The sequence below is a fragment of the Clostridium frigidicarnis genome (genome assembly GCF_900111985.1).
GTDB lineage: Bacteria > Bacillota > Clostridia > Clostridiales > Clostridiaceae > Clostridium_Z > Clostridium_Z frigidicarnis.
The window spans coordinates 1-6,179 of the sequence record NZ_FOKI01000079.1 but is presented as its reverse complement, the minus strand read 5'-3'; the positions used below and the strand labels follow the sequence as shown (position 1 = coordinate 6,179).

Sequence of the window (6,179 nt, the reverse complement as noted above, 5' to 3'; positions counted from 1 at the left end):
CTCTTATATGCTTCTGCTACTTCTGGAAATCCTTCTCTATCTGCTTGTCTTGACATTGCTAGGTACATTCCTACCTCTGTGCATTCTCCCATAAAGTTTTGTCTTAATCCTTCAACTATTCTTTCATCTATATCTTTTGCTATTCCTACTCTGTGCTCATCTGCCCATGACATCTCTGAGTCATTCTTTTCTATAAATTTTTCAGCTGGTGCTTTACATTGTGGGCACTGTGCTGGTGCAGCCTCTCCTTCATGAACATATCCACATATTGTACAGACAAATTTTTTCATAATATAACCCTCCCAAAATTTTTCAAATTATTTATTTTAATTTATTGATTTTTAATTAATGGATAATTGTTATCCGTTAATATTAATTATACTCACTTTCAAATAAATTGCAACCCCTTTTTAAAATTTATTTGTTTTTTATTTATTCTTATACTTTCTTCATCTTGTCTCTATAGTGTCTATATACTATACCTTCCCCCTATTTTCCTTTCAAATTTACAAAATTCCTCTTATATTAACATATATTTCATATATTTATAAAAGTATCTTTAAACTTTATTGTAAAATTTTTTTATGCAAATCCCATCATAAAAAACAAATAAGTTATATATTTAATTTCTAACCTTAAAAAGACTCTATATATTCCCAAAGAATATATAGAGTCTTTTATTAATCATAAATATGCTAATTAAAATATAACAAAAGAATATACTACTCCACTTGTGAAATCACAGGTTTTCCATCCTTGTCTAGCAATACAGTCAGGCCTCCTGAATAACCCTCTGTGGTAAATAAATAATTTATTCCTGTTTCTGTGTCCACAATTACTTTAAGTCTTGTCATCCTCCCTTGCTCATATACAGTTTTAAATCTTTTCTCTTCATTTTTATTAAACATTTTTCCTCCTATACTATCCATTAATAATAAAAATATTTTATAAGAGTGTACTAATTAAATCACATGAAAATATATAATAATTACTTATGCACATGAAAGAAAATAATAAGTCAAATATACTAACATACTGACTTGTTATTTTTTGAATGTGCCTTATTATTATGATCTAAATATAACTTCTTCTCTATTAAACATAAACTTAGTTAAAATAATAGAAAGTACTATATAAATACATAACCAACCTGCGGTTACCCCTATATGAGTGTAGTTAAATATTCCTGCTATTACTTCTTTACTGACTGCTACTATATTTAATAAAGGTACTGAGAAGTATGCAAACGGCATATTTTTAGCATCAATAGCAAATGTTCCATATGCAACCAACATTGTTATTATTATTAGCGGTGACATATATGTTTGAGCTTCTTTAAATGATCTTGCAAACATACTTATTGTTAAACATATTCCTGCTGATACAATAGTCATTAATATACTTAATACCCCAATAACTGCTATAGCCTGTGGTTGTATAGCTAAACTTGTGCCTTCCGATCCTGACATTAAGAAAATACTACCTGGAATTTTCATAGAAACAACAAGACCTATAAGTGATGCAACAGAACATAATATTCCCATAGTTGAAATAGCTAATAGTTTACCTGTTAATATACTAGCTCTTCCTGCTTTTGTAGTTAACAATGGTTCCAATGTTCCTCTTTCTTTTTCTCCTGCACCTAAATCAGTTGCTGGTGCAATGGCACCTTGAACACTATACATTAATATAAACATAGGTACTAAGAATGATAACATGAACATTCCTGCTGCATTATCTTCTTTCTCAAATGACTCCTTGTCTATTGTTATAGGTGTCAATATTTGAGGGTTAAGTCCCTTTTCAACTAAAACCTCGGATGTTATAGAATTTGAATATACTTCTATAATAGAATTTACTTTTCCCATAGCTATATTTGATTTTTGACTTGTATTATCATAAAAAATCTTTAAGGTTGCATTCTCGTTTTTAGCTATTTTTTCATCAAAATCTTTAGGTATTTCTATATATATAAGTTTTTTACCATCTTTTACTTCATCTCTTCCATCATCTACATTTTCAATTGTAATAGTGGAATCCTGCTTTATTACTTCAACAAATTTACTTTTTCCTTGATCATTTAGTAAAAGAGTTAAATTCTTATCCACTGCTTCTTTGCTACCACCCATAGCTTTTCCAAAAATAAAACTTATAAGTGGCAACAATAATAGAGGAATTAATAGTGATGTTATCATAGTTTTTTTATCTCTAAACATGTCCTTTATTTCTTTTAAGAAAACAATTTTTATTAATCTATTCATGTTCTCCTCCTATTAAGTCAACAAATACTTGCTCTAAATCATTATTTTTATATTTTTCTTTAAGTTCTTCTATAGTTCCTTGTTCTAGTAATTTACCCTTGTGTATTATAACCACTCTATCACAAAGTTTTTCTACTTCTGACATGCTGTGGCTTGAAAATACTATGGCCTTATTTTGGTTTTTACATTCTAATATAAACTCATGTATAAGTCTAACTGCTGTAACATCTAATCCAGTACTAGGTTCATCAAATAACATAACCTCTGGATCATGTACAATTGAACGAGCAATTGCTACCTTTTGTTTCATACCTCTTGAAAATTTTCCAACCCTTTTATCTATATACTCTTCCATTTCTAATCTATCACAAAGAGCTTTTATATTTTTCTTAGCTTCATCATCACTTAATCCATTAAGCTTTGCAAAATACTCAATATTTTCTCTTGCTGTAAGCCTGTCGTATAACCCAACTTCTCCTCCAAATAATATTCCAATCTTACCTCTAATCTCCTCTGGTTCTTTAGATACATCATGTCCACATATAGTTGCTGTTCCATCTGTTATTTTTAACATTGTAGCGAGCATTCTCATAGTTGTTGTTTTTCCTGCTCCATTTTCACCTAGTAACCCCAGAACCTCCCCTTTGCTTACATTAAAACTAAAATTATCTACTACCACTGTTTTTTTAAACTTTTTTGTTAACCCTTTTGCTTCTAGCATGTTAACACCTCCATATATATTTATTTTACTTTATTAGTTGTATAATTTTTAACACTTAAAATTACTTTAAGATAATTTTAAGTTAAACTTCTATACTAATAGCTATCACCTTAATTAAGATTAGTTCTACACCCTCATTCTTGATTGAAATGTAATCATTGAAATGTTTAGTGATATACCTATTAATATAATTGAAACTATAAAATATAAAATACTAATATTACTAACTTCTTGCCCAATCATCTTAATTGCTACATCTTTGAAGTGTATATCTATAAACTTATCCAAAAATCTTGGCACAATTGCAAATAAAACTATAAAGCCAATGACTATAAATGATAAATATTTTTCTACATTTTTAAATATAATTGGCATTTGTATAGATATAAAAATTAAACTTGTACCGACAGATAATAAAATTGAGTTAAAATTCATTACCGGGATATCCTTATCTATAAACCCTACAATTCTAGTTATACAAAATGTTATAACCCCATATAATATTGATGTCATTATATAAATTACATATTTATTTAAGACAAATTTTTTACCACTAATCGGTAAACTCTTATAAGTGATAAATACCTTGCTTTTTACATCACTAAAAGATGATATTGTGTTACATTCCCACATTAGTGCAAATGTAAAAATTGTATATATTCCCTGCATTCCATTATATCCAACTTCTCCATTTTTACCTGAAAATATAAAGGCCAGTATAGGATTTATAACTAGTAAAAGTGTACATGTTATAAAAGTTGCTTTTTTTATCTTCAATTCATTTAATATAAATCTTTTCATCTAGTTAAAACTCCTTTCTTCTATATATCTTCATGGATATATAAAAAGAAATAACATATAAAAATACAGATACTATAAAAAATAAACCTAATTCCATACTTACTTGACTTTGTACTCCTGGTATAAAATAATATTCTATTAGTGAACTAGTCATAATTAATGCAATTGTTGCAAATGAAAAAACTAAACATCCTACAGTTTGTGACATTAAGTCATAGAATGCAAATAATACTGGATTAGATATAGCTGAATAAGTTAAAATAATTCCTACATATAATAAAGTCCTAGTCATAATGTCAATGTTTAATAAAAATAACTGTCCATCTTCAATCAATGATAATACATTTGAAAATATGAATGCCATTAATATACTTAAAATTCCAATGATAATCTCATTTACGTACCTTGATATTACTAACATCTTTCTATTTACAGGTAAAGATGCAATAAACCCAATACTTTTCACTTCATGAAAAAACAATTGAACATACATTAGTAAAAATCCATTAAGAATTAAATAAGTATACCAATATTCACTTTCAAACTTTTTAACAACTATTAATGGGAAAATTACACCTAATAAAAATATTATTATTAATGATTTTTTTGCAATTCTAAAATCCTTTAAAAAAAGTGATATCATAACCCTCACCTACCTTTTCTTATTGGTGTAAACCATTATGTCTTCTAGTGTAGGCTTTTCTATAATTACATCATTGCCAAATACTTTTAAAACTTCATCTTTATTATTCATAAGACCTGTAAATCCAAAACTACTTTCTTCTATTCCTAAAATCAACCTTCTGTTTTGATTATTTAACATTTCCTTATTTCCTTTTATTACTATATATTTATCTAAAACATCGTCTTTACTCTCTGAAAAGACAATACTTCCTTTATTTATAAAAGTTATATAATCTGCTATTCTTTCTAAATCAGATGTTATATGGGATGAAAATAATATACTTTTATTTTCATCCTGAATAATATCTTGAAATAAATCTAAAACTTCTCTTCTTGATACAGGATCAAGTCCTGATGTTGGCTCGTCCATAATTATAAAATCTGCATTATGAGATAATGCCAGTGTTAAAGAGAATTTCATTTTCATACCCTTTGAAAGCTCTTTAATTTTCTTCTTTTCATTTAATCCAAAATCTGAGCAAAAAGTTTTAAATTTATTTTCATCCCATTGTTTATAGAAAGGTGCTACTATATTTTTAACTTCTTTTATTTTTAAATACTCATAAAAACTCACCTCATCATAAACGAATCCAATTCTCTCTTTAATCTCTACTTCGTCTTTTATACTATCCTTGCCAAATACTTTTACATATCCAGAATCCATTTTCAAAAGATTCATTATCAGCTTTATAGTAGTACTTTTACCAGCTCCATTTGGTCCAATAAACCCCATAATATATCCACTTTTTAAGTTAAAAGATATATCATTCAAAGTAAAATCTTTAAATTTTTTACTGACATTGCTTACTTCTAAAATATTATCCATAGATTCATCCCCTTACCTATAAAACTTTCTACTCGTAAAGCACATCTAACATTTCTTTTAATTCTTCCAAAGAAACATTTACATTTTTCCCCTCTTCTATAGCTTTAATTAAATACTCCTCTACATTCTTCATTTTTATTTCCCTCAACAATTCTTTATTTTGAGCTGCAATAAATGAACCTTTTCCTGGAATAGTTTCTATAAAGCCATCCCTTTCTAATTCTTCATAAGCCCTTTTAGTTGTAATAACACTAATTTTTAATTCTTTAGCAAGATTTCTTATAGAAGGTAAACTGTCACCCTCTTTAAGGTTATCAGATATAATCAATTTCCTAATCTGATTTCTAATTTGCTCATAAATTGGCTCCCCAGAAGAGTTTGAAATGATTATATTCATATCATCTTTCCTTTCACTGTTATAACCATATATACCGTATATATACTATATGAACAGTATATGCTTAGAGTCAATTTTTGTCAACCATAAAAAAACTGCCTCAATTCCTTGAGACAGTCTTTATTAATATATATTATTATTTGTTTCCAAAGTATCTTTCTAATAATCCTTTAAATGCCATTCCATGTCTAGCTTCATCTTTACACATTTCATGTACTGTATCATGTACTGCATCTAAGTTTAATTGTTTAGCTAATGTTGCTAAATCTTTCTTTCCTTGACATGCTCCATGTTCTGCATCTACTCTCATTTCTAGGTTTTTCTTTGTATCTGCTACTACTACTTCACCTAACATTTCTGCAAATTTTGATGCATGTTCTGCTTCTTCAAATGCTATTCTCTTATATGCTTCTGCTACTTCTGGGAATCCTTCTCTATCTGCTTGTCTTGACATTGCTAGGTACATTCCTACCTCTGTACATTCCCCCA

At 28.0% G+C, this 6,179-nt stretch carries 9 protein-coding genes; all 9 read right to left on the bottom strand.

Translation table 11 applies throughout. The features are described from left to right. A partial coding sequence (locus BM119_RS19150; protein WP_341465765.1) for a rubredoxin-like domain-containing protein occupies positions 1-290 on the bottom strand: 290 nt, incomplete at its 3' end. A 432-nt stretch (positions 291-722) separates the two neighbouring features. Beyond that, positions 723-929, bottom strand: coding sequence for a DUF6440 family protein (locus BM119_RS19145; RefSeq protein ID WP_423231015.1), 207 nt, complete (start codon positions 927-929; stop codon positions 723-725). Positions 930-1,067: 138 nt separating this feature from the next. Further along, positions 1,068-2,261 carry an ABC transporter permease gene (locus tag BM119_RS19140; protein WP_090043302.1) on the bottom strand — a complete coding sequence of 398 codons (1,194 nt, stop codon included), beginning with the start codon at positions 2,259-2,261 and terminating at the stop codon, positions 1,068-1,070. After that, a complete protein-coding gene (locus BM119_RS19135; protein ID WP_090043301.1) occupies positions 2,254-2,982 on the bottom strand; it encodes an ABC transporter ATP-binding protein in 729 nt (242 codons plus the stop codon). The genes BM119_RS19140 and BM119_RS19135 overlap by 8 nt, the downstream gene beginning before the upstream one ends. A gap of 126 nt (positions 2,983-3,108) precedes the next feature. Then, positions 3,109-3,783: an ABC-2 transporter permease gene (locus BM119_RS19130; protein WP_090043300.1), complete on the bottom strand. Its 675-nt coding sequence runs from the start codon at positions 3,781-3,783 to the stop codon at positions 3,109-3,111. Positions 3,784-3,787: 4 nt separating this feature from the next. Continuing rightward, complete coding sequence (locus BM119_RS19125; RefSeq protein WP_090043299.1) at positions 3,788-4,426, bottom strand: ABC-2 transporter permease; 639 nt, start codon at positions 4,424-4,426, stop codon at positions 3,788-3,790. A 9-nt stretch (positions 4,427-4,435) separates the two neighbouring features. After that, complete coding sequence (locus BM119_RS19120; protein ID WP_090043298.1) at positions 4,436-5,293, bottom strand: ABC transporter ATP-binding protein; 858 nt, start codon at positions 5,291-5,293, stop codon at positions 4,436-4,438. Between the two features lie 28 nt (positions 5,294-5,321). After that, the gene (locus tag BM119_RS19115; protein WP_090043297.1) at positions 5,322-5,690 is read right to left on the bottom strand and encodes a GntR family transcriptional regulator; all 369 of its coding nucleotides are present in this window, start codon (positions 5,688-5,690) and stop codon (positions 5,322-5,324) included. Between the two features lie 136 nt (positions 5,691-5,826). After that, a partial coding sequence (locus BM119_RS19110; protein WP_278336808.1) for a ferritin-like domain-containing protein occupies positions 5,827-6,179 on the bottom strand: 353 nt, incomplete at its 5' end.